This window comes from Sorangium sp. So ce385, from assembly GCF_051474135.1.
GTDB lineage: Bacteria > Myxococcota_A > Polyangia > Polyangiales > Polyangiaceae > Sorangium > Sorangium cellulosum_D.
In genome coordinates this window covers 2363342-2385916 of record NZ_CP150337.1, presented here as the reverse complement: position 1 = coordinate 2385916, position 22575 = coordinate 2363342, and the positions used below count along the sequence as shown (strand labels likewise).

The 22575-nt window shown below is 73.6% G+C and carries 12 protein-coding genes; 3 read left to right on the top strand and 9 right to left on the bottom strand.

Annotation, left to right across the window (positions count from 1 at the left end):
* Positions 1–122: 122 nt before the first annotated feature.
* A complete protein-coding gene (locus WME83_RS08835; RefSeq protein ID WP_437318820.1) occupies positions 123–1604 on the bottom strand; it encodes a hypothetical protein in 1482 nt (493 codons plus the stop codon).
* 165 nt (positions 1605–1769) lie between these two features.
* On the opposite strand from WME83_RS08835, the gene WME83_RS08830 reads away from it, so the two are divergent.
* Together WME83_RS08830 and WME83_RS08825 are read left to right on the top strand one after the other, a co-directional pair.
* Positions 1770–3014, top strand: a complete 1245-nt coding sequence (locus WME83_RS08830) for an SDR family oxidoreductase (protein ID WP_437318819.1) — start codon at positions 1770–1772, stop codon at positions 3012–3014.
* 226 nt (positions 3015–3240) lie between these two features.
* Positions 3241–5775 carry a GAF domain-containing protein gene (locus WME83_RS08825; protein ID WP_437318818.1) on the top strand — a complete coding sequence of 845 codons (2535 nt, stop codon included), beginning with the start codon at positions 3241–3243 and terminating at the stop codon, positions 5773–5775.
* A gap of 787 nt (positions 5776–6562) precedes the next feature.
* On the opposite strand, the gene WME83_RS08820 is transcribed toward WME83_RS08825, so the two are convergent.
* From WME83_RS08820 to WME83_RS08805, 4 genes are all read right to left on the bottom strand, one after another.
* On the bottom strand, positions 6563–6895 hold the full coding sequence (locus WME83_RS08820) for a hypothetical protein (protein ID WP_437318817.1): 333 nt from the start codon (positions 6893–6895) through the stop codon (positions 6563–6565).
* A gap of 968 nt (positions 6896–7863) precedes the next feature.
* Entirely contained in the window at positions 7864–10005 is a 2142-nt protein-coding gene (locus WME83_RS08815) for a response regulator (protein WP_437318816.1), read from the bottom strand.
* 657 nt (positions 10006–10662) lie between these two features.
* Positions 10663–11778, bottom strand: coding sequence for a prephenate dehydrogenase/arogenate dehydrogenase family protein (locus WME83_RS08810; RefSeq protein ID WP_437318815.1), 1116 nt, complete (start codon positions 11776–11778; stop codon positions 10663–10665).
* Positions 11779–11966: 188 nt separating this feature from the next.
* Positions 11967–13100 (bottom strand): serine/threonine-protein kinase, encoded by a 1134-nt coding sequence (locus tag WME83_RS08805; protein ID WP_437318814.1) that lies wholly within the window; start codon positions 13098–13100, stop codon positions 11967–11969.
* 557 nt (positions 13101–13657) lie between these two features.
* Between WME83_RS08805 and WME83_RS08800 the strand changes: the two genes are divergently transcribed.
* Entirely contained in the window at positions 13658–18742 is a 5085-nt protein-coding gene (locus WME83_RS08800) for a sensor histidine kinase (protein ID WP_437318813.1), read from the top strand.
* A 21-nt stretch (positions 18743–18763) separates the two neighbouring features.
* Here the strand turns inward: WME83_RS08800 and WME83_RS08795 are convergent, their stop codons facing one another.
* From WME83_RS08795 to WME83_RS08780, 4 genes are all read right to left on the bottom strand, one after another.
* A complete protein-coding gene (locus WME83_RS08795; protein ID WP_437318812.1) occupies positions 18764–19330 on the bottom strand; it encodes a cytochrome C in 567 nt (188 codons plus the stop codon).
* A gap of 99 nt (positions 19331–19429) precedes the next feature.
* On the bottom strand, positions 19430–21580 hold the full coding sequence (locus WME83_RS08790) for a heavy metal translocating P-type ATPase (protein ID WP_437318811.1): 2151 nt from the start codon (positions 21578–21580) through the stop codon (positions 19430–19432).
* 2 nt (positions 21581–21582) lie between these two features.
* A complete protein-coding gene (locus tag WME83_RS08785; protein ID WP_437318810.1) occupies positions 21583–22173 on the bottom strand; it encodes a hypothetical protein in 591 nt (196 codons plus the stop codon).
* Positions 22174–22221: 48 nt separating this feature from the next.
* Positions 22222–22482 carry a hypothetical protein gene (locus WME83_RS08780; RefSeq protein ID WP_437318809.1) on the bottom strand — a complete coding sequence of 87 codons (261 nt, stop codon included), beginning with the start codon at positions 22480–22482 and terminating at the stop codon, positions 22222–22224.
* Positions 22483–22575 lie beyond the last annotated feature (93 nt).

The following is a 22575-nucleotide window of genomic DNA, read 5'->3' as shown; positions in this document are numbered from 1 at the left end:
CGGTCGGTGGTGCTCAAATCTGCCCGGAGAGAGTTCCCATGAAAGCGGGAAGACAGGAAGATCATTGGTCTTTTCTTCCCGCCTTCCCGCCTTCATGTTCAATTTCGAGCACTGCCGCGCGGTCAGTCCGACTCGGACAGCCGGGCCACGAAGAGCGCGCCCTGCTCGCTGGAGAGCTCGTCGCGCCCCAGCTCGATCGTGCCCTGGAACCCCCCGGCGAGCACCGGCTTCTCCCACGGGTCCAGCTCCAGCCCGACGATGCGGACGTCGGGGCCGATGCGCTGGGTCCACGCCTCCTCCTCCCCGCTCGGGCTCAGCCCGGCCGCCCACGCGCTGCACGACGTCGGCTCCTCCGCCTCGCACAGCGCATCGCCGGCCAGCACCACGCTCTCCTCGCTCGCCGTGACCTGGCGGGGGCTCTGCGCGTCGAAGCGCTTCACCCAGAGCACGTCGCCGTCGTCGTCGAGCTTGGCCACGAACGGCCGCGGGCCGCCCGGCAGCTCGGGCTCGCCGAAGACGCCGCTGCCGGAGAGCAGCGCGGCGCCGTCCGGATCCACGGCGAGATCGAACGCCATCTCCAGCTGATCCGACGAGCCGCGGAACCGCTTGTGCCACTCGAGCCGTCCGTCGTCGTCGAGCTTGGTCACGAACGTCGCCGTGCCGCGCCCGTCCTGGCTCGCGATGAGCGCGTTGCCGTCGTCGTCGACCTCGATGCCGATCTCCTCGCTGTCCGCGCCGCTCGGCGGCAGGCTGACCCACGCGACGCGACCCGAAGCGTCGAGCCGGACGACGAAGGCGCCGATCGCCCGCCGCTCGATCCGCACGCCGGCGACCTTCGCCGTCCCCTCGAGCCTGCCGAGCACGAGCGCGCCGCCGTCGTCGACATCCGCCGCGAGCGCCGTGCCGGACAGGATGGAGTCCTCCTCGGCGCTGATCTGCACGGCCCAGCGGGTCGCGCCGTTCGAGCCGAGCTTCGCGAGGAACAGATCGGCGCCCCAGGGCGACGCCGCCGTGAGGTGGTGCGCCCCGAGCTCGAGCGCGCCGGTGAACTCGCCGAGCACGAACGCGTGCCCCCCCTTGCCCGCGGCCACGTCGATGGCCCCCTGCGCCGCGGCGTCGCCGAACCGCTTGGCCCAGATCGGATTGCCGCACGCGTCGAGCTTCGCCACGAAGACGTCCGCCGCGCCCGCGCTCTCCAGCCGGGTGTCGCCGAAGGTCGCGCCGCCCTCGAGGGCGCCGGCGAGCAGCGCGTTGCCCGCCGTGTCGATGGCGAAGCCGCGCAACGTCGCGCCCGTGGCGGGGAACTGCCGGCTGAACGGCCGCCGCCGGCAGCCCGGCTCGGCCCGAGCGGCCGCGCCCGGCCCCCCCGCGCCGGACATGCTGCCGCCGCGCGGGGCCGCGGCGCCCTGACACACACCGCCGGGATCCGCTGCCCCCGTCCCGCACATTCCTGCGGGCGATCTGTGCTCCGCGTTCGCCCCGATCGGATCCACGCCGTCGCGCCCCGGCTCGCCCTCCGCCGCGCCGCCCCCAGCCCCCGAGACACACCCAGCTCCACAGATGACGCCGCAGAGCGCGCCCAGCGCCCCCAAGACAGACCGCATACCGCATTCTCCTCGCCCGCCTCGACGCGGGCAGACTGGAAACACTGCAGGATGTGGACCATGACCATTCCATTTCAAAGTTCTTGGAAGTACGAAAATCTCATCCTCTATCGCGGCGCGCGAACTCATCTGGGACGGGAGGGCGCGATCGGATAGAACCGCTTCATGCCCTCTTCACGCCGCCACTTCCTCACGCTCACCGCCGCGGCGGGCTCGATGGCTGCGCTCGGCTGCTCCTCGGCGCCGAGGCCCAGCCCGGCCGCTCCGGCCGGCGCCGGGCCCGTTCCAGGCGGCGGCCAGGCGCGGGCGCCCGCCCCGCCGGCGTCGCCGCAGCCGACCGTGTCCTCCGGGAGCTCCGGGAAGAAGACGCTCCTCATCCTCGGCGGAACAGGCTTCCTCGGGCCGGCCGTGGTCGAGGCGGCGAAGGCGCGCGGCTATACCGTCACCCTCTTCAACCGCGGCAAGACGCGGCCGCACCTCTTCCCCGATATCGAGAAGCTGCACGGCGATCGGGATCCGAACAAGGGCGATGGGCTCAAGGCCCTCGCCGGCCGCGCGTGGGACGCCGTCATCGACAACTCGGGGTACGTGCCGCGCATCGTCAAGGCGTCCGCGGAGCTGCTCGCCCCGAACGTGCAGCACTACGTGTTCATCTCGAGCCTCTCCGCCTACGCGAGCCACACGACCCCGGGGGCCGACGAGACGGCCCCGGTCGCGACGATGGCGGACCCCACCGTCGAGACGATGGGCAAGGACTTCGAGAACTACGGCCCTCTCAAGGCGCTCTGCGAGCAGGCCGCCGAGGCGGCGATGCCCGGCCGGGTCACGAGGGTCCGCCCCGGGTTCATCGTGGGGCCCGAAGACCCCACCGACCGGTTCACGTACTGGCCCGTTCGCGTCGAGCGGGGCGGAGAGGTCCTCGCCCCGGGCACGCCGCTCGACCCGATCCAGATCATCGATGTCCGCGATCTCGCCGCGTGGCTCGTCGCCGTCGTGGAGGCCCGGACGACTGGCATCTTCAACGCGACCGGGCCCGGCGAGCCGCTCACGATGGGCGGGCTGCTCGACGCGTGCAAGGCCGCGCTCGGCAGCGGCGCAAACGCGCGCTTCACCTGGGTGAGCGCGAAGTTCCTCGAGAAGCCGGGCGGCGAGCCGGTCGACCTGCCGATCTGGGCCCCCGCAGAGGGCGAGACCCAGGCCTTTCACCTGCGCAGCACCGAGCGCGCGCGCAAAGCAGGGCTCACGTTCCGGCCCGTCCAGGAAACGGTCAAGGACACTTTGTCGTGGTGGAAGACTCTTCCGCCGGAGCGGCAAGCCAAGCCGCGGGCAGGGCTCTCACCGGAGCGCGAGGCCGAGCTCCTGCGCGCGTGGCGAACGCAGCCCAGAAAAGCCGGCACACTGCCACAGTAGCGCACCCCTGCCCACTTGGGGTAGAATGCTGACGCACGGCTCCGGCGGACGTCGCGCCGCTGGAGGAGCCCGCTGTCGCGGGCGACGATGGCCCCCTCCATGACCCCCTATCCATCTACGATCACGACGGAGCTCCCAGCGACCGAAGGGGCCACCGCGCGGACACCCACGCCGGCACCTCCGACCCCGCTGCCGGCGCCCCTCCGCGATCGCCTCGGAGATGGCGATGAAGCTCCTCTGCAAATCGGCTGACGAGCGCTATCCGGGCGCGCAGGTAATGAAGGTCGATGTCGAGGCGTACCTGAAGCGCCGGGACGCGCGCCCCGACGCCGCTTCCTGGGATCTCGGCGCCCTCGCGCCGCCGCTCGTCGAGCCGCACGAGCGCGCGGAGCTCGCCGCGATGAGCCTGGCGGCGGGCCGCAAGGCGAAGGAGCAGGGCGCGCCCTCCGAGGCGGCCGGCTTCTTCGAGGCGGGGCTGTCGGCGCTGCCGGACGGGAGCTTCAAGGAGGACCCCGAGCTCGCGTTCTCGCTGCACGCGGAGGCGGCCGAGTGCGCGTACGTCGGCGGACAGCTCGAGCGCGCGGGGTCGCTGCTCGACGTGCTCGCGGCGGAGGCGCGCTCGGACCTGGAGCGCGCCCGGGCGTACGAGCTGCGCATCGCCGTGTGCGCCGCGCAAGGCCGGCTGGAGGAGGCGATCGCGCTCGGGAAGACGGCGCTCGCGATGCTCGGCGTCCCCCTCCCCGAGGACGGGCCGCCGCGGAAGGCGGCCGCGGACGCCGAGCTCGCGGCGGCGCGCGCCGCGCTCGGCACGCGCCGGCTCAGGGACCTGCTCGACGAGCCCGAGACGTCGGACGCCCGGGTCCGCGCGGCGCTCCGGCTCCTCATGGCGCTGACGATGCCCGCCGCGCTGCTCTGCCCGCCGCTCTGCACGTTCATCGCGGCCAAGCAGGTCAACCTCTCGCTGGAGCACGGCCACGGCGGCGCTTCCCCGTACGGCTACATGGCCTACGCCTGGATGGCCGCGCGGGTGCTCCGCCGCTACGACGAGGCCTACGAGGTCGGCGAGCTCGCGCTCGAGATGAACGAGAGGGCCGGACAGGACGAGCTCTCGTGCCGGCTGCGCCTCGTGCTCGGGGCGCACATCAGCGTCTTCACCAAGCACCTGCTCTCGAGCCTCGATCTCTTCAAGGAAGCCCACGAGGCCGGGCTCCGGGCGGGCGATCCCTCCTACGTGGCGCAGACGTGCGTCCATACCGCCCTGGTTCGCCTCGGGCTCGGCGACGAGTGCGCGTCCGTGCGGGCCGAGGTCGACGAGTCCCTCGCGCTGGTGCAGCGCGGCCGCGATGAGCTCGCGCTGGCGGCGCTCACGGGGGTGCGCCGCGCGCTCGACGACCTGATGAGCACGACGGCGCCGGTCGGCGCGTCGCGCGCGCCAGAGCCCGTCGTCGACGAGGCGGCCGCGGCGTACGAGGAGAAGATCTCGGCGCCGGCCTACAGCGCCGTCGCGCTCATCCATTACGCGCTGCGCCAGCAGGTCTGCTTCCTGGTCGAGGACTACGAGGGAGCGCTGCGCATGGGCTCGCTCGCCGAGGCGAAGATGCAGGGCCGCGTCGACGATCACCTCGCGATCGAGGTGTTCTTCTACACCTGCCTCACGCTGCTCTCGCCCGCGCTGTCGCGCGGCCGGCAGCTGACCCCCGTGTCCGTGCCGAGCTACCGGGATCGGCTCGCGGAGTGGGCGGAGCGATGCCCGGACAACTACCGGCACAAGCACCTCCTCGTCCGCGCGGAGTCCGCGCGCGCGGCCGGCGAGGAGCTCGCGGCGATGAAGCTCTACGATCAGGCGATCGAGGCGGCGAAGGTGAACGGGTTCGTCCGCGACGAGGCGCTCGCCAGCGAGCTCTGCGCGAAGTTCCACCTGGCGAGCGGGAGGGAGCGGATCGCCCACGTCTACATGACCGACGCCCACGAGGCGTACCTGCGCTGGGGTGCGACGGCCAAAGTGCGACAGCTGTCTCGGAAGTACCCACACCTCGTGGCGCGCACGACGCTCTTCGGGCAAGCGAGCCGGCCGCCGGAGGCCGCTCCCCCGGCGAGCACGCAACGTCCCACGCTCGATGCGCTCGCCATCCTCCGCGCCTCGCGCGCCCTCCACGGGGAGCTCGTCCTCGAGCGGCTCTTCGAGCGGCTCCTCCGGGTGCTGCGCGAGATCACCGGGGCGCGGCGCGCCGTGCTGCTCCTCGCGCGCGACGGCGCGCTGGGCGTGGAGGCCGAGCTCGCCTCAGACGATGCGGTGCGGCTCGACGCTGCGATGCCGCTCGACTGCGCGTCGGATCTCGCCGCGGGCGTCATCCAGCACGTCGCGCAGACGCAGCAGCCGGTCGTGCTGGCGAGCGCGGCGGCGGACGAGCGGTTCGCGCAGGATCCCTACCTGCTCGAGGCCGGTCCGCGGTCGATCCTGTGCCTCGCCATGACGCACCAGGGCCGCCTCACGGGGGTGCTCTACGCGGAGAGCGACGCGGGCGCCGGGGCGTTCCGCGCGGGGCAGCTCGAGCCCTGCGGGCTGCTCGCGTCGCAGGCGGCGGTGGCCGTGAACAACGCGCTGCGCCACCGCGAGGTGCAGAGCGCCGCGAGCGATCTCCGGCGATGCAACGAGGCGCTCGCGGCAGAGGTCGCTCGCCTCACGGAGGAGCTCCGCGCCTGCAACCGCGACGCGGAGAGCCCCTGGAGCGAGCTGAGACGCTGCAGCGACGCACGGTAGCTCCACGGCGCGGCGCGGGTGCGCCGCTCCACGGTGGCGCCGAAGCGCCGCTCCACGGTGGCGCCGAAGCGCCGCTCCACGGTGGCGCCGAAGCGCCGGGCTCGATGAAGGGTGTTCGTCGCGCGGCGCGGGCCCGCCGAACTCGCCTGAGAGCGCTCCCTCCGGCAAGGCCGGAGGAGCGCGCTCGACCGGGGTCGGACAGCGGTCTTCCAGACATCGGCCCTCCTCTGCGCCGCGCGACGAACACCCGCTTCTCGGGCCTACCGTCTCCGCGGCGGACTCCGCCATTGGCCTCCGCTGCGCGGCGACCATGCCCCGGGATTGAACCGAGGCAGCGCATCGCCGGCTCGATGCGATGGAGATCTCGGCACGAACCCATGACGCCGGATTCAGGGCGGCCGCAAATGATGCATAGCTTGGGAGCTGCCCGCCGGGGCTCCGTCCGAGACGCGTGGGAGCGCGGAGGCGCGCGGCGACGCGAAAGCGGCGCGCGGCGACGCGAAAGCGGCGCGCGGCAGCGCGAAGGGCGCGTGGCAGCGCGGCAGCGCCGCGCAGAAACCAGCGCAGAGGGCGAAAGACGCAGAGACCCTCCAGACCGGATGAACCGGCGCCGGAAGGTCCATGAGCTGAGATGAAGGTGCTCCGGATCTCACGGGAAGGAGGGAGGACGCAAAGCGTCTTCCGTCTCCCTGCCTTCCCGTGATCCCCTGCGAGCTACGATGGGATCGCTCCCCCTCCCTCCGCATTGCGGGTCGGGAGGGGGAAACGCATCAAGGGCGCGCTCGGCTCAGGCGCCTTCGCCGCCGGCGCCGCCCTCACCAGCGCCACCCTCGCCGCCGGTGCCGCCACCCTCGCCGCCGGTGCCGCCACCCTCGCCGCCCTCGCCGCCACCCTCGCCGCCTTCGCCGCCGGTGCCGCCACCCTCGCCGCCTTCGCCGCCGGTGCCGCCACCCTCGCCACCCTCGCCGCCGTTGCCGCCGGTGCCGGTCGTCGCCGAGCTGGTCGTCGTGCTGGTCGTCGTGCTGGTGCCGGGATCCTCGTCATCGCCGCATCCGGCGCCAATCATCATCGTAGCGCCAAGCAGCAGCGCGCTCGCAAAGATGCTCATCGAAGCTTTCATGTATCGTTCTCTCCCTTGGGTTGTTCCCCCCCAAAGAATCGCGCGGCACAGCCACGCGCCGATCACCGCTCCACACCGCCACGGCAACTCAATTCACGCCGAAAATCGCGCGAATGTGCGCTCGCAAGCCGCACGAGCGCTCTCACCTGCAATGGTTCGGTGTCGGCTACATGGTGATTCCGTTATTGTGGATGATAGGCCACCATACTGGATTACGCAAGCTTTTTGTCTCACTGCATCATCGTTGCATGTGCGCGGCCCACCGCGAGCACCCGCCGGTCAAGCACATTCGCCGATGTGTGCTCGAGCGAATGTGAAGTATGAAGAGCGACTGCGCTCGACGCGGCATCTGCTATAACGGATAAACCTCCAGAGGTGAAGCCCCTTGAGCCCATGCGTGCTCGCGCGCGCGTGCTCGACGTGAAAGAGCACCGCCGGCGCGCAGCGCGCGACCGCGGTCGCGCGCTGCGCTTGGTCCGGCTCCCCGCGTTGGGGCTGGCTCCGCGTCTGGCCCAGGGGGACATGTTGCGCGGCGTGAGCTGCAAGTCCCAGGCCTACCCTCGTCACGCCTCGGGGCTCCATGCCCGTGGTCGCTGTCGATGGACGCCCGCGGAGGCTCAGGCAGCCAGGCGCCGGACGCGGCAGCCGTCGTGACGTTCTGCCCGCCTCCTGGATGGCCGTGTGATGAGGCCGCTCAGGTGAAGCGGTCCGGGAAATTACGGAGGGGAGTCTGCGGGACTGGCCTGACGAGCGCCTCTGTCCGGCTCATGAGCGCCGGCGCGCCGGACGAGACTCGATATCGATCCCGCTCGAGCTCGCTCGGGCGCGGCCTCCGAATCAGGCATCGTGTGCGAGCGCGAGGGGCGCGACGGCGCTCCTGACCAATGACGCTCGCTCACCGCACGGCGCGCCCCCGGCCGAACGGCAGAGCGGGAGATCGCCCGGCTGCCCTCCGCTCCCTTCGCCCGTCACGGGTTGATCTCGTCGCCAGAGCCTCGCTCCCAGGGGCAGGCGAGCTCGCCGGCGCGGGCTCTGGCCGCGAGGCTCGCCACGGCGGCCACGAGGGCGGCCGGCTCGATCGGCTTCGTGGCGTGCATGTGGAAGCCGGCGTCGAGCGCGCGTTTCTGATCCTCCTTGCGAGCATACGCCGTCAGCGCCAGCGCGGGCAAATCGCCGCCGGCGTGCGGCGGGCGCTGCCGGATGGTGCGGATGAGCTCGTAGCCATCCTCGCCCGCCATGGCGATGTCGCTCACGAGCACGTGCGGGCGAGCTTCGCAGAACGCGGCGAGCGCCTCGCTGGCCGAGGCCACGGCCGTCACCTCGGCGCGGTGCTGCGAGAGCACCTCCTGGAGGAGCTCCCTGGCGTCCGCGTCGTCCTCGACGAGCAAGACGTGGAGCCCGCCGAGATCGGAGGCGGCCTCCGGTGGCGAGAACGAGCGCGAGCGCCCCTCCTTCGCCGGCGTCGCCAGCGAGCTGCGCTCGACCCCGAGGAGCGGGAGCCGGACCACGAACGTCGACCCCTTCTGCAGCCCAGGGCTCTCGGCCACGACCGAGCCGCTGTGGGCCTCGACGATGTGCCGCACGAGCGACAGCCCGATGCCGAGCCCCGCGTGCGTCCTGCGGCTCGTGCTGTCGGCCTGGCGGAACCGCTCGAAGACGAAGGGCAGGAAATCCGGCGCGATCCCCTCGCCCGTGTCGCGCACCGTGAGCTCCGCATAGGCGCCGGCCCGCCGGAGCGAGACGAGGATGTGGTCCCCGGGGCGCGTGAACTTGAGGGCGTTGGACGTGAGGTTCGAGACGACCTGCTGCAGCCGATCCGCGTCGCCGTTCACCTCGACGAGGGGGTCGAGCGAGACGTCGATCGTGAGCCCCTTCGCCTCGGCGGCCGGACGGATCGCGTCGATGGCGATCTCCACGACGGGCGCGAGCGCCATGGGCGCCGCGCTGATGCGCAGCTTGCCCGTCGTGACCCGGGAGACGTCGAGGAGATCCTCGATGAGCTTCGTCTGCGCGGCCACGTTGCGCTCGATCACATCGAGGCCGTGCGACACCCGCTGCTCGTCGAACGGCTCGCTGCGCAGGAGGTGCGTCCAGCCGAGGATCGCGTTGAGCGGGCTGCGCAGCTCGTGGGAGAGCGTGGCGAGGAACTCGTCCTTCAGGCGGTTCGCCTCGCGCGCCTCGGCGTGCACGCAGTTCTGGATGGCGATGGACGCGAGCTGGGCGAGCTGCACGAGGACCGTCTCGTCGTCGTCGGAGAACTCGCCGTCGTGCCGGTCCGAGAGCTGGATGATCCCGATGTTCTGCCCGTCGGCCGCGGTGAGCGGCACGGCGAGGTACCCCCGCGGCGGCGGCCTCTGCCCGCCGTCGTCCAGCCACTCCGGGTGCTGCGAGAGCTCCAGCTGCGTCATCCGGAGCGGCCGGTTCCTGCCGCACACGTAGGCGCATAGCTTGCCGGCGATGGAGGGCGGCGCCTCCTGCTGGAACGTGGCGTACCGCTCCGAGAGCGACACCGCGGTCCGCGCCCGCTCGCCGGGCCTCTCCAGCTTCACGAGCGTCATGGCGTGATGGGCGCCGCCGACGTCGCGCGCCGCCTCCGTGATCGCCGCGACCATGGCGTCGAGCGACAGGGCCGAGTTGATCGTGAGCGCGGCGCGGTTGAGCCGCTGGAGCTGCTCGGCGTGGGCGCGCAGCGACTCCGCCTGGAGCTTGATCTTCTGTGTCTTCTTGAAGAGATCGACGAAGACAGACACCTTGGTGCGGAGGACCTCGGGGGCGAACGGGGTCATGATGTAATCGACCGCCCCGAGCGAATAGCTGCGCTCGACATAGACGCGATCGTTGTGCGCCGTCAGGAAGATGATCGGAGTGTGCAGCGTGCTCCGCCGCTTGCGGATGAGCGTCGCGGTCTCGAAACCGTCTATCTCCGGCATGTTGATGTCGAGGAGGACGACCGCGAACTCCTCCTGCAGGAGGCAGCGGAGCGCCTCCCTGCCGGACGACGCCTTGATGACGTTCTCGCCGAGCGGAGCGAGGACAGCCTCCAGGGAGAGCAGCTGCTCAGGCCTGTCGTCAACGACGAGGATGTTGACCCTGCCTACTTCTGCCCTCATCCCGCGTCTCCTTGCCCTCCTGCCCGGCGTCAGCGCCGCGGCCAGCCTGGCAGCATCCTCAGGAACTCTTCTGTGTCCACCGCTTTCGGGCGGCGCCAGCCGCGCCTGCTCCAGGGTTCCGATCGAGGAGGCCCATGGAGACGATGTGGTCCGAGCGGCGCAGCGCGACGCCGCGGCCGAGGACGGAGCCGCGCTGCGTCTCAACCGGGCGGCCGCCGGCGCCGCTGCCCGCGCGCCGGGAGGCACCGCCGGCGGCGGTCGAGCGCGCGCGGACCGCGCTCCCGGCGCGACCGGCCCCGGAACGCTCGGCCTCCCGCGTATGGCCGCTCCGTTGATCCATTCCAGCCCTCCCTGAACTGCACTGACGAGCCCGTATCGTAATCTAGGCGCTGTCGTACCCGCGACCCAGGGCTGGCCTGCAGTGACAATAAGGGGGCTCCCGATGCTGCTGCATGTTCCCCGCACACGGACCCTACACCGAAGTGCGGCGGCGTGGAAAGAGGATTTCGCGGCGCCCCGGAAGGAGCGCTTCCCTTCCGCGAAGTCCCGAGAGGTTCCGAAAGGCCGTGAGGGAGATCGCGAATCGGGAGAGACCCCGAAGGAAACCCGCGCGAAACACGACCGAACCACGAGAGGCGAAATTGACGCGCAGACTGGCTAGGTGGAAGAGCGCCGCTCCTGCAAGGAACGCGAGTGCCGGAGGATCACCTCGAACACCTCGGCGACCCCGTCGGCGTCCAGGCCGAGCTCGGCGGCGCGGCGGCGGCGCGACTCCATGAGGCGCGCTTCGCGCAAGGGATCACGGACCGCGGCGCCGATCGTGGCCTTGGCGCGGGCGGCGCGCTGGACGAGCTCGGAGCGGCGCGCGAGCAGCTCGACGAGCTCGAGATCCAGCTCGTCGATGAGCTCCCGCGTCTCGCGGAGCTCGGGGGAGAGCGAGCCGAGATCCGGGATCGAGAGCGCGGCGAGGTCCTCGGGCGCGGCGTCCTCGGTCGGGATGTCGAGGCTGCGATCGACGGCGAGGAGCGCGTTGATGAGCCGGCGGCGCGCCTCGCCCGCGAAGGGGTTCTCGCGGTGCAGCGCCGCGAACAGGTGCCCGGCGTCGACGCGCACCGTCTCGATCGTGTGCGCGATGCCCTGGAACGAGGGCGGCGCGTACGGCGCGCCGGCCGGCACGCCGGCGTCGAGCATGCCCTTCGCGATGAAGAACGCGAGCGCGTGCGTGAAGGCCATCACCCGGTCGTGCTCCTCCGGGGCCTGCTCCAGCACCTGACACCCGATCCGCTCGAACAGCGCGGCGACCTGGCGCACCGCGTCCGGGTGGGCCGGGTTCGGGCAGACGACGACGCGCAGCGGGCGCTCGCCGCGGGCGAGGCTCGCCGGGCCGAAGAGGGGGTGCGTCGCCACCCAGGGCCGCTCGGCGCCGAGCACCTCGGCCATGGCGCGCGCCGGCACGGTCTTCACGCTGCCCACGTCGGCCACGACCTGCTCCGGCGCGAGGTGCGGCCGCAGCGAGACGAACGCCTCGCGCATCGCCGGCACCGGGACGGCGACGAGGACCAGGTCCGCGCCCTCCACGAGCTCCGGGAGCGAGCCGGCCCGCGCGGCGCCGTGGATCTCGGCGCCGGGGTCGAGCGCGCGCACCGCGATCCCCGCGTCGCCCAGCAGCGACCCGAGCGCCGCGCCGAAGCGGCCATACCCGAGGAATGCGACCGTGCCGATGCGCCGGGGCGGAGCGGAACCGCCCTCGGACTGTGGGAGAGAATGCGGCATGCGGCGGATACTACGACAGCCGGTCTAGGCCGACGCCACGTTTTCTCGGCGCGGCCGCGAGGTCCGGCTCGGGCGCCCGGCGTCGACGGGGCGGCCCGCCCGGCTCCTCGCTGCCCGCCCCGCGCCGACGCCGCGGGCGAGCTCCGGCGGCGATCCTCGACGGTCGCGGCGGCGCGATCGGCGCAGGCTCACTTGAGCTGCGCCGCGGCCACGCCGAGGATCGCGAGCAGCGACGCGACGGCCGCGAGGAGCGCGAGGCGCGCCGTGGGTCTCCCCAGGTAAGGCGTCTCCTGCTGGAAGGCCCGCGAGAGCGCCGGCGCGCCCGGCTCGGCGCCCTGCAGCAGGCGCGGCGCGGGGCGCTGCTTCGCGTTGAGCCCGAGCCCGATCGTCGGGAGCGAGGCGCGGGGGCGCGGCGGCAGCGTCGCGCCGAGGATGCGCGCGGCGCGCTGCGCGTAATCCTGGCTGCCCACCGGCGCGTGAGGGGCGAGCGCGATCGCCAGCTCGGCCACGTTCGCGGGCCGCCGCGCCGGGTCCTTCGCGAGGCAGCCGAGGAGCACGCGCTCGACCGCGGGGGGAATGTCGGGCCGGAGCGCGCTCGGGAGCGCCGGCTCCGCGCTCGCGACGCGCAGCGCGAGATCGGCGTGCGTGCGCGCCTCGAAGGGCGGCTGCCCCGTCAGGAGCCGGTAGAGGATCGCGCCGAGCGACCAGATGTCGGCGCGCGCATCGACAGGGCGCGACGGCTGCAGCTGCTCCGGCGCCAGGTAGAGGGGAACGCCGAGCCCCTCCTGCGCCTGCGCCGCCGCGCCGCCGTCGCCCGCGGAGGACGGCTCCGCCGAGATGCCGACGTCGAGCACCTTGAGGAGCGTCGCCCCGCCGGGGGCCGTGGTGAGGAACAGGTTCGCCGGATCGAGGTTGCCGTGCACGATGCCCGCGGCGTGCGCCTCGGCCATCGCCACGCAGGCCTGCAGCACGTAATCGATGGCCTCCGAGATCTCGAGCTGGCCGCGAGCGCGGAGCAGCTCGGCGAGATCGCGGCCGTCGAGGTGCTCCATGACCAGGTACGGGACGCCCGAGTCGAGCTGGCCGACGTCGAGCACCCGCGCGACGTGCTCGCCCCTGAGCCGCACCGCCGCGCGCGCCTCCCGGAGGAACCGCTCCACGAGCGCAGGGCTCGGCTCGCCGACCAGGAGCTTGATCGCGACCCGCTCGGGCTGGACGAGGTGGCTGGCGCCGACCAACACCCCTTTCCCGCCCCTGCCCAGGACCCGGTCCACCCGGTACTTCTCGGCGATCACGTCCCCTGCGACCACAGGTGCGTTCATCGAAGCTCCCCGCTGCGCGCACCGGCGCGGGGCAGCGGCCCACCCCGGACATGCGCAGCTTCATTCTAGCACCTTCGCTCGCTGCATTGATCGCGGTCGAGCAGCCTGCGCGCTCGCCCGGAAGCGCTGCCCAGCGCGCCGCGCGGAGCAGCGCGAGCAAGCGCGCGCCGCGAGGGACCGGACCGAATACATCGAGCGCGCGTTCCACGGCGTTCGATCCAAAAGGCGCCAAGGGTGCCCAAAGGCGCCAGAGGTGCGCCGGGGTCTCGCGCGCCGCGCGTCGGCAGAGGACCGCCGGACGAGCGATCTCTCGGCGCTCGATCCAGCGCTGCGCCCGGCCAGCGCTGAGCCCGGCGGTCGGCCGACCGCGCATCGATGGGCCGAGGGCCGAGGGGGCCGCGTGGCTCCCCGCCCGGCCCGAAAGGCCGAAGAGGGCTGAAGCCGAAGAGGAAAAGTGGACCGATGTTCCCGCGGCGTCGTGAGGCCCGAGGCCTCTCGGCTAGCGCACACACGCACCCGGTCTCATGCTCCCGTGAAGTGCGCGAGGGGGGACGCGTATGGCTCGGGCGGAAACGACCGAGATTCACCGCTGCGGCCGATTTCAGCTCCGCAGGCTCACGTTCGCCGGCACGACGGTGGTGCAGAAAACCGTCCGCGGGACCCCTCCGGCGCCGGGCGCCGCGGCTGTCCTGCTGCGCGAGCACGCCTTCCTGCGCCGGCTCGACGTGCCGGGGATCGCTCGGCCGCTCGGCCTGGAGGGCCCGGAGAGCGCGCCCGCGCTCCTCCTCGAGGACGCAGGCCCCGAGGATCTCGAGCGGCGGATCGGCCGAGGGCCGCTCGAGCTCGACGCGTTCTTCCACGTCGCCGTCGCGCTCGCCGACGTCTGCGCGCGCATCCACGCGGGCGGCGTCGTCCACCGAGCGATCGCCCCGAGCCGCGTCGTCCTCGGCGCGGACGGGCAGGTCACCCTCGTCCATCTCGCCGACGCCGCGGAGCTCACGAGCGCGCCCGGCGCCGTCGATCTCGAGAAGCTGAGGGCGCTCCCCTTCCTGTCCCCTGAGCAGCTCGGGCGCACGGGCCGGTTCGTCGACGCGCGCTCGGACCTGTACGCGCTGGGCGCGACCTTCTACGCCATGCTCATCGGCGCGCCGCCGTTCCAGGAGCTCGATCCGCTCGCCCTCGTGCACGCCCACATGGCGAGGAGCCCCGTGCCCGCGCACGCGGTGAGCCCCTACGTGCCGGCGGCGCTCTCCGAGATCGTGCAGCGGCTCCTCGCCAAGATGCCGGAGCTGCGGTACCAGAGCGCCGAGAGCCTCGCCCAGGACCTGCGCGAGGCGCGGCGGCGATGGCTCGCCACGGGCGACGTTGCGCCGTTCGAGCTCGACCGCCTCGACCTCGCGCGGCGGCTCCCGCTGCCCGAGCGCCTGTTCGGCCGCGAGCGAGAGCTCGCCGCGCTGCACGGCGCGCTCGCCCGCGCCGCGGAGGGCCGGACGGAGCTCGCGCTGGTGACCGGAGAGGCGGGCATCGGGAAGACCGCCCTCGTCAGGGCGCTCGGGGGCGCGGTCGCCGAGCGGGGCGGGCGTTTCATCGAGGGCAAGTTCGATCTGCGCGCCGCCAACGTGCCCTACGCCTCGATGAAGGAGGCGCTCCGCGCCCTCGCGGCCGCGCTCCGCGCCGAGCCGGAGGACAGCCGCGCAGCGCTCAGGGAAGCGGCGAGCGCGCCCTGCCGCGCCCTCGCCGAGCTCTGCCCGGAGCTCGCCGAGCTCCTCGCCGCTGCGCCCGAGCCGCCCGCCGCGGATCCGATGCGCGCGGAGAGCCGCTTCCTGCTCGCGATCCAGGACTTCATGCGCGCCGTGGCCAGCCAGCGGCCGCCGCTCGCGATCCTCTTCGACGATCTCCAGTGGACGGACGCCGCGTCGCTCCGCGTCCTGCGCGCCCTGGCCACGGATCCAGGCAGCCGGCACGTGCTGCTGATCGCGGCGTACCGGCCGAGGGAAGTCGGCCTCACGCACCCGCTCCAGGGCGCGCTGGAGGAGCTCCGGCGAGCCCAGATCCCGATCACCCACCTGCCGCTCGGCCCGCTCGACGCCGAGGCGATCGTCGCGCTGCTCGCCGGCGCGCTCCGCTGCGAGCCGGAGCGGGCGCGGCCGCTCGCGGAGCTCATCCTCGCCAAGACCGCCGGCAACCCCTTCTTCATCCGCCCGCTCCTCCGATCGCTCCAGGAGAAGCGGCTGCTCGTCTACGACGCGGGCCGCTCGACGTGGACGTGGGATCTCGGCCGGATCGAGCGGGTCGGGGCCACCGACAACGTGGTGCAGCTGATGGCGGAGTCCGTCCGCAAGCTGCCCGAGGACGCGCAGGAGCTCCTGCAGATCGCGGCGTGCATCGGCAAGCGCGCGGAGCTCAGGATCATCGCGGCGGTGTCGGGCCGGTCCATCGACGGGGCGCTCGCGCCGCTCGGCCAGCCGCTGCGCGAGGGCCTCCTCCTGCCGGACAGCGCGCGCGAGCGCGGCGCGGAGCTCGCGGTCCGGTTCGCCCACGATCGCGTCCAGCAGGCCGCCTACGAGCTCGCGCCGGAGCCGCGGCGGAAGCAGCTGCACGTCGAGATCGGCCGCTTCCTGCTCGAGGCCTCCGCCGGCGACGGGGCGGGCGGCGCGCTGTTCGACGCCGTGGACCAGCTGAACCTCGGCCCCGCGCCGATCGACGCGGAGCAGCGCGGCCGCCTCGCGGGGCTGAACCACCGCGCCGGCCTCGAGGCGCGCCGCGCCGCGGCCTACGGCCCGGCGCTCGCGTACTTCCGCAGCGGCCTCCGCCTGCTGCCGGAGGACGCCCCTCGCTCGTGCTACGCGCTCTGGTTCGCGCTCCTCCGCGACGCGGCGGAGTGCGCCGCGCTGACCGATCAGCACGCCACGGCGCGCGCGCTCGTGGAGGAGGGGCTCCTCCACGCGGCGTCGATCCCCGAGAGGGTCGATCTGGAAGCGCTCCGGATCATGAGCGCGACCATCACCGGCGAGCACGAGCTGGCGCTCGGCTGGGGGACCGACGCGCTGCGCGCGGGCTTCGGGGTCGAGCTCCCCGCGGCGGATCTGGAGCTCGACGAGGCGATCGCGGCGCAGCGGCGGGCCATCCGCGAGCGCCTCGGGGCGCGCTCGCCCGAGTCGCTCGTCGATCTGCCGCGCGCGGCCAGGCCGGAGGAGCGGGCCCACATGAAGCTCCTCGCCGGGATGCTGGCCCCCGCCTGGTTCGCGGACCGGAAGCGGCTGCTGCTCCTCACCTCGCTCGGCGTCCGCCTCGCGCTGGAGCACGGCAACTCGTGCGAGTCGATCCTCCCCTACGCCGCGTACGCGATGCTCCTGGCGGCCGAGGGCGAGCTCCGGAGCGCCCAGGGCTTCGGCCACGTCGCGGTGGAGCTCGCGCGGAGGTTCGAGGACCGCGGCCAGGAGACGATCGCCCTGTACATGGTCAACGAGTTCGTGCACCCGTGGATCGCGCCGGTCGCCTCGAGCGCGGCGCAGTTCCGCGAGATCATCGCCCTGGGCGTGTCGTCCGGCGAGCTCCGCTTCGCCTCCTTCGCCCGCACGGGGCTCGTGGAGCACTCGTTCGCCGCCGGGGTGGAGCTCGATCGCGTGCTCGTCGACGTGAACGACGCGCTCGCGTTCAGCCGCCAGACCGGCAACAAGTCCACGCTGCTCTACCAGCTCGCCTACCGGCAGACCATCCGGTGCCTCAAGGGGCTGACGCGGAGGCGAGGCGCGGTCGACGACGCCGAGTTCGACGAGCGGGCCTTCCTCGAGGCGGCGCAGCGAGAGCCGCCGGCGCGGTGCGTGTACCACATCCTGCGGCTCCAGGCCGCGTACGTGTACCGGGACGTGGCCCGCGCCGACGCGCACGCCGAGGCGGCGATCCCGTTCATGCACTTCCTCGCCGGGTACATCCCCGAGTGCCAGCACGCGATGTTCTCCGCGCTCACGCTGCTCGGGCGGTGCGACGCGGCCGACGCGCAGGACAGGGCCGCGCGGCTCGCGCGCGTGGCCGAGCTCCAGCGGGTCCTGCGGATGTGGGAGTCGGGCTGCGCCGAGAACTTCCGCCCGAGGCGCCTCCTGGTCGACGCGGAGGTCGCCCGCGTCACGCGCGACGTCGAGGTCGCCGGCGCGCGGTACGACGAGGCCGTGGACGCGGCGACCCGCGCGGGGTTCGTCCACCTGGCGGCGCTCGGCAACGAGCTCGCCGGGCGCTTTTATCACGGGCTCGGCCGGACGCGGATCGCGGCCATGTACCTGCGCGCCGCGCGGCAGGGGTTCGCGCGGTGGGGGGCCTCGGAGAAGGCGCGCGCGCTCGCGGACGAGTTCACGCTCGGCGGGCCCTGCGAGGAGCCCGAGCTCGCCGAGGAGCGGCTGCCGGCGGTCGCCCTCGACGCGCTCAGCCTGCTCAAGGCCGCCGAGACGCTCTCCGGAGAGATCGTGCTCGATCGGCTGCTCGAGCGGCTCCTCGGCGTCTGCCTGGAGGCCGCCGGCGCGCAGCGCGGGGCGCTCGTGCTCGAGGAAGAAGGGGAGCTCTTCGTCCGGGCCCTGGGGTGCGTCGCGGCGCCGGTCTCCATCGAGCGCACGCCGCTCTCCCGGTCGCGCGAGGTCCCGCGGCGGGTCGTCGAGCACGCGCTCAGGGCGCAGGAGATCCTCGTGCTCGACGACGCGGCCAGCGAGCCGGAGCGCGATCCCCACTTCTCCGATCGCGGATCGAGGTCGGTCCTGGTCCTGCCCATCCGGCGGAACGAGGCGCGGCTCGGGGTGGTCTACCTCGAGAACGACCTCACCACGCAGGCCTTCACGCGCGACCGCGTCCACGTGCTGGAGCTCCTCTCGGGCCAGATCGCGATCGCCCTGGAGAACGCCCGCCTCTACCGCGAGGCGCAGCACGCGGTCCGCGTGCGCGACGACTTCCTCAGCGTCGCCTCGCACGAGCTCCGCACGCCCGTCACGTCCCTGCGCCTCGGCCTCCAGGCGCTGCTCCGGCGGAGCGGCCACGCGCCCGACGATCGCCTCGGGCGCGCCCTGCACAGGATGGATCGGCAGGTGCAACGGCTCACCCGGCTGATCGACGATCTCCTGGACGTCTCGCAGCTCCACACCGGCCGGCTGGAGCTGCACGTCGAGCCGGTCGACCTGGCGGAGGTCGTGGACGAGGTCGTGGAGCGGCTCGGCGAGCGCGTCGCGCAGTCGGGCTCGCCCGTGAGCGTGCGCGCCGAGCCGTCGGTCGTGGGCGTGTGGGACCGGAGCCGGCTGGAGCAGGTGGTGTCGAACCTGCTCGACAACGCCCTCAAGTTCGGCGCGGGCAAGCCGATCGAGATCACCGTGGCGCGGAAGGGCGGCGCGGCGGAGCTCGCGGTGCAGGATCAGGGCATCGGGATCCCGGCCGGGCGCATCCCCCACGTGTTCGAGCGGTTCGAGCGCGCGGTGTCGAGCCGCCACTTCGGGGGGCTCGGGCTCGGGCTCCACGTCGTGAAGAGCATCGTGGAGGCGCTCGGCGGCGCCGTGCGCGTCGACAGCCGCCAGGGCGAGGGCGCGCGCTTCACGGTGGAGCTGCCCTGCGAGCCGCCGGCCGCGAGCCGGACGGCGCCGGCGTCGCTCGGCGGCCTGCGCCCCTGACGCGCGCCGGCCCGGGGACCGCTACGGCCTGCGCGCCGGCGGCTGGGGGACCATGAGGATGTACGGCGTCTCCGGCTCCTCTCCCGGCGGCACCGCCCGCGGCGCGCGGGCGCCCTTCGCGCCGAGGCTCCGGATGAAGCGGTACATCGCCACGAGGTCGCGCTCGTGCATGGTGGCGTAGTTGAGCCAGGGCATCGGCGGGCGCCCGGCGGCCGCGCGGAACATCCTCACCCAGTCGGCCTCGCTGAGGTCCTGGACGGAGAGCCGGAGGTTCTCCGCGTAGCTCGTCCCCCACGGACCGCGGTAGCCGACGTCGCTGCCCGTCAGCCACTCCGAGGCCGGGAGCCTGCCGCTCGATCGATCCCAGCCCGGCGTGTGGCAGTCGTTGCAGCCGCCCACGAGGATCAGGTACCGGCCCGCCTCCTCCGGGCTCGCGGCCGCCACGTGCGGCGAGGCGGGCGGCTGAGCACAGTCGGCACAGCCGATCACCGCCGCCAGCGCCGCGCCCGGCAGCCCGCGCACAGCCCGGCGCGCCGCGCGCGGCCACGCGGCGGAGGACCTCGATCCAGCGCGCATTTTGCTCTCCATCCCGGCCATTTCATCCGCCGTGCAGCGCGCATACCCGGCCGCGGCGCCGTGCGGGGCGGAGCGCGCCCGCCGCCGCCCGACCCCGCGCGCCGCGCCGGCTCACCGGCCGCCCGCGCGGGCCGCCCTGCGCGGCACCGCCATGAGCGGACGGAGGCCGTTCACGCAGGCGAGGACCGCGGAGCCGTTGTTCATGAGCGTCGCCGCGACCGGGTTGAGGAGCCCCGGGATCGACAGCGCGTACGCGACCGCGTTCGCGGCGAGGATCATCGAGAAGTTCTGGTGGATGATGCGCATCGCGCCGCGCGAGATGTCGATCGCCTCGACGAGCTTCGACAGGTCGTCCTCCACGAGGACCACGCCCGCCGTCTCCCGGGCGATCTCCGCGCCCGCGGACACGCTGATGCCGATGTCGGCGTACGAGAGCGCCGGGGAGTCGTTGATGCCATCCCCCACGACCGCGACCGTGCGGCCCTCCTGCGTCAGCCGCCGCGTGATCTCCGCCTTGTCCTCGGGCAGCATCTCCGCGAAGTACCGCGTGATGCCGAGCTCGAGCGAGACCTGCCGGGCCACCTCGCGGCTGTCGCCCGTCAGCATGACGATGTCGTCGATCCCGCGCTCGCGCAGGCTCCGGATGGTCGCGCGGCTCTCGGCCCGGATCGCGTCGCGGTAGGCGAGCGTGGCGACGTGCCGCCCGTCGACGGCGAGGAAGAGGAGCGACTTCGCCGTCGCCTCGAGCGCCTGCCGCGCGCCGGCCTCGGCGCGGCACGGGACGCCGAGCTCCTCGATGAAGCGCGGGCTGCCGAGCTGGACGACCTTGCCGAAGACCCTGGCCTGCACGCCCCGGCCGACGAGGTAGCGGGACTCCTCCCGGTCCGGGATCGACAGCCGCCACGCCTCGGCGAGGCGGAGCACGGCCTGCGAGACGGGGTGCGTCTGCCGCGCGGACACCGCGGCGGCGAGCGTCGCCGACTCGCGCTCGGACAGGCCGTCGTGGACGAGGAAGTCGGTCACCTCGGGCACGCCGGAGGTCAGCGTGCCGGTCTTGTCGAACACCACGGTCGACACCCGCGCGAGCTTCTCGATGTACGCGCCCCCCTTGATGAGGATGCCGCGCCGCGCCGCGGCGTTCATCGAGGCGAGCACCGTGGTCGGGGCCGAGACGCGCGGGCCGGTGCCGAAGTCGATGGTCAGGATGGCGGACACGCGGCCGAGATCCCGCGTCGCCGCGAGCACGACCGCCGAGCACGCGAGCGCCGGCGGGACGAGCCGGTCCGCCACCACCTCCGCGTAGTTCTGCGCGCGCGTCTCCAGCGCGGGCGCGTTCTCGATGAGCCGCGCGGTGCTCGCGGCGGTCGTGTCGCCGCCGACGCGCTCGGCGCGCACGTACAGCTTGCCGTCCCTGATGACGGTCGCCGCGAAGCAGCGGTCGCCGGGGCCCTTGAGCACCGGCATCGACTCGCCGGTCAGCGTCTGCTGGTCGACGAGCCCCTCGCCGTCCGTGACCGTCCCGTCGACCGGGATCACCGAGCCCGTGTAGATGACGACGACGTCCCCCACGGCGAGCTCGGCCACCGGGACCTGCACCTTCGCGTCGCCGCGCACCACCCACGCGAGGTCCTGCTGGTAGCCGAGCAGGCCGCGGATCGCGCGCCGGGCGCGCGCCTGGGTGAGGTCGCGGATGTGGTCGCCGAGCGTGACGAGCCAGATGATGCCGGCCGCGTTGACGGCGTCGCCGGTCGCGACGGCCGAGGCGATCGCCAGGCTGTCGAGCAGGTCGACGTTGAGCTTGCGCTGCCGTACGACCGAGTCCCACGCCCGCTTGAAGATGGGCGCGCACGTCGCCGCGATGAACGGGTATGCGAGGAGCGGCGAGACGAAGCCGAGCGAGAAGAGCATGCCGGCGCTCGAGAGGTAGAGCGGGCGCTTCGCCAGGGCCGACGCGCGGCGCGCCTTCCTGGCGTCGCGCGCGGCGCGCAGCGCCCCCCGCGGGGCCGGCGCGGCGGAGGCCGCGGCCGCGGCGCACACGATGGCGCCGACGTCGACGAGCCGCGGGTCGTGCTCGACGACGGCGCTCGACGCGCCCTCGGCGATGCGCACGGACAGGACCCCCGGCACGGCGGCGAGCCCCGCCTGGAGCAGCGGGCCGAACGCCTCGTCCCGCCCGATCCGCGGCAGCCGCAGGCGGACCCTGCCGGGGATCGCGTGGACGACCGAGACCGCGCTGGTCCCGCTCGACAGGAGCGCCGCCATGGTCACCCCGCCTCGCCGCCGGCCGGCGCGCCCGAGCCCGCGAGGAAGCCCTGGATGCGGGCGTGGTTCAGCACCACGAAGGCGTCGACCCCGTACTTGATGAGCGTGATCCAGTGGGGCATGCCCGGGGAGCGCCGCAGCAGCACCTGGAGCACCCCGGAGCCGACGAGGACCGCGGGCACCAGGAGCTTGAGGTCGACCTGCGGCGGCGGGACGGCCTGCGACGCCGCGTTCAGCCGGTCCGCGGCCTGGACGACGAGGCGCGCCGTCCGGCCGGGGCTCGGCGGCTCGGCGGGCGCCGCGCAGCGCGGCGGCGGGGGCGAGAGCGCGTCGATCGGGTGACAGCCGCAGTCCGCGAGCTCCGGGATGCTCGCGAGCTCGGAGAGGACGGTCTCCAGCGGGATGTCGGGCTCGTGCTCGACCGTGAGGCTCCCGGCCCACGCGCTCGCCCGCGCGTCGACGACGCTCGGGCAGGCGCGCGCCGCCTCCGCGATCTCTTCCGCCCTCGACGGGTCCCCGCGCAGCGCGGGGACGCCGAGGCGCACGCGCCCGAGAACCCTGTGGATGATGAAGACCCCTCGATCGCTCGGCATGGCTCACCTCCCGGCCGGCCGGGCCGGGTCACCGGAACACCCCTCTCGTCAGGCCGCGGGCGGCTCGATCTCGGCGCGCGCGGGCGCCCGCGCGCCGCCCACGCCGGCGCGCTGCTCTTGCCGGGCCATCTCCTCCCTCACCTCGGCGACGAGGTCGGCGAGCCGCTCCCTGCCCTCGCCGAGCGCGCTCTTGAGCGCGTCGGCGGCGACGAAGCCGAACCGCACGGCCCTCTTGACGGTCGGCCGGGTGATCCTGGTCAAACTGGCGAGTCCCACGCCGATGATGATGCCGAGCCCGAGGCGTTCCATCCCCCCTCCTCTCCTCGAAATCCACGACCGGCGGCGCGCGCCGGCGCCGCTGAAAGACAGAGCATTGGAGCCACAGAGGCGCAGAGGACACGA

Bases quoted from the DNA above. Each gene is read 5' to 3' on its own strand.
- WME83_RS08835 (WP_437318820.1), bottom strand. From the start codon at position 1,604: ATGCGGTCTGTCTTGGGGGCGCTGGGCGCGCTCTGCGGCGTCATCTGT.
- WME83_RS08830 (WP_437318819.1), top strand. From the start codon at position 1,770: ATGCCCTCTTCACGCCGCCACTTCCTCACGCTCACCGCCGCGGCGGGC.
- WME83_RS08825 (WP_437318818.1), top strand. From the start codon at position 3,241: ATGAAGCTCCTCTGCAAATCGGCTGACGAGCGCTATCCGGGCGCGCAG.
- WME83_RS08820 (WP_437318817.1), bottom strand. From the start codon at position 6,895: ATGAAAGCTTCGATGAGCATCTTTGCGAGCGCGCTGCTGCTTGGCGCT.
- WME83_RS08815 (WP_437318816.1), bottom strand. From the start codon at position 10,005: ATGAGGGCAGAAGTAGGCAGGGTCAACATCCTCGTCGTTGACGACAGG.
- WME83_RS08810 (WP_437318815.1), bottom strand. From the start codon at position 11,778: ATGCCGCATTCTCTCCCACAGTCCGAGGGCGGTTCCGCTCCGCCCCGG.
- WME83_RS08805 (WP_437318814.1), bottom strand. From the start codon at position 13,100: ATGAACGCACCTGTGGTCGCAGGGGACGTGATCGCCGAGAAGTACCGG.
- WME83_RS08800 (WP_437318813.1), top strand. From the start codon at position 13,658: ATGGCTCGGGCGGAAACGACCGAGATTCACCGCTGCGGCCGATTTCAG.
- WME83_RS08795 (WP_437318812.1), bottom strand. From the start codon at position 19,330: ATGGAGAGCAAAATGCGCGCTGGATCGAGGTCCTCCGCCGCGTGGCCG.
- WME83_RS08790 (WP_437318811.1), bottom strand. From the start codon at position 21,580: ATGGCGGCGCTCCTGTCGAGCGGGACCAGCGCGGTCTCGGTCGTCCAC.
- WME83_RS08785 (WP_437318810.1), bottom strand. From the start codon at position 22,173: ATGCCGAGCGATCGAGGGGTCTTCATCATCCACAGGGTTCTCGGGCGC.
- WME83_RS08780 (WP_437318809.1), bottom strand. From the start codon at position 22,482: ATGGAACGCCTCGGGCTCGGCATCATCATCGGCGTGGGACTCGCCAGT.